The following is a 1294-nucleotide window of genomic DNA, read 5'->3' as shown; positions in this document are numbered from 1 at the left end:
GAATCACATCTGGTCGCTTTACCTTCACCGTTTTCAGTGCCATCCGCCCACTGGTAACGCTGCGAACAGTGTAGCCGAGTTTGAGGAGCGCATCGCTTAGTAATTGTAGATTTTCTAGAAGATCGTCTACAATTAAAATATTACCTTTATTTTCAACTTGACAATCATTATTCATATCTTTCTAAATTTTAGTTAGTTAGTTGTAATTGCTTATTCAGCATCCTCAATTCACAATTATTTGGCAATGGGAATTTCAACGACAAATTCGGCTCCTTTTCCGAAATTCGAGTTACAATATAAATTGCCACCATGTTGCTCTACCACAATTTTGTGACAGATAAACAGTCCTAGTCCCGTACCTTTTCCCACGGGTTTAGTAGTAAAAAATGGATCGAATAATTGTGAGTGTAATTCCTCAGAAACTCCTACACCATTATCGGATATTTTAATTAATATTTGATTTTTGTTTGCAAAGATAGTTTTAATTTTTATTTGTCCTTGAGCGCCGATACATTGGGTGTAAATAGAATCAATAGCATTATCCAGAAGATTCATAAATACCTGATTTAGTTGACCAGAATAACACTGAATTCTGGGCAACTGAGCATAATCTTTAATCACGATAATTTCTGGATGTTCTGCTGTGCCTTTCAGGCGATTTTGGAGGAGCATCAGCGTACTGTCGATACCTTGATGAATATCCACTCGTTTGTATTCAGCCTCATCGTGATGGGAGAAATTCCGCAAAGACAAAACTATTCGCTGAATGCGATCGGTTCCTAGCTGCATAGAATTCAGAAGTTTGAGCAAGTCTTCTTGCATAAAATTTAGGTTAATAGCCTCAATTTCTACTTTAATTTGTATCGGGGGATCGGGAAAGTGTTGTTGATATAGTTTTACCAAATACAATAAATCTTTGAAATATTCAGTAGCAGGAATCAGATTGGCGTGAATAAAATTCACCGGATTGTTAATTTCATGGGCTACCCCTGCAACCAGATTCCCAATAGAAGACATTTTCTCACTCTGGATGAGTTGGGCTTGGGTGCGCTTTAGTTCGCGCAGAGTAAGTTCTAAATTTTTAGCTTGTTGTTGTAATTCAAATTCGGCTTGTTTGCGGGCGGTGATATCACGGATAGTAACGGAAAAACCATCTCCTAGCTTGACTGCTGCGAAGTGCAACCAGCAAGATTTTTCTGATTCATATAGCGATCGCAAATCATTCATAAATCGATCGAGGGTTCGATCGATCATTAGTTTCATGAGAATGTTGGCTCAAAATCACCAAACTTAT

General features: G+C 37.9%; 1 protein-coding gene. It reads right to left on the bottom strand.

The window, feature by feature from the left end; genetic code table 11:
* Positions 1-234: 234 nt before the first annotated feature.
* Complete coding sequence (locus E5S67_RS32000) at positions 235-1263, bottom strand: sensor histidine kinase (RefSeq protein WP_246277106.1); 1029 nt, start codon at positions 1261-1263, stop codon at positions 235-237.
* Positions 1264-1294: the final 31 nt, after the last annotated feature.

The organism is Microcoleus asticus IPMA8, assembly GCF_013179805.1.
In the GTDB taxonomy this organism is placed as follows: Bacteria; Cyanobacteriota; Cyanobacteriia; order Cyanobacteriales; family Microcoleaceae; genus Microcoleus; species Microcoleus asticus.
Note: the sequence above shows the minus strand (reverse complement) of the source record. Positions and strands in the feature narration are given on the sequence as shown.

Excerpts from the sequence above, each read along its gene's own strand:
- E5S67_RS32000 (WP_246277106.1), bottom strand. The coding sequence starts at position 1,263 with ATGAAACTAATGATCGATCGAACCCTCGATCGATTTATGAATGATTTG.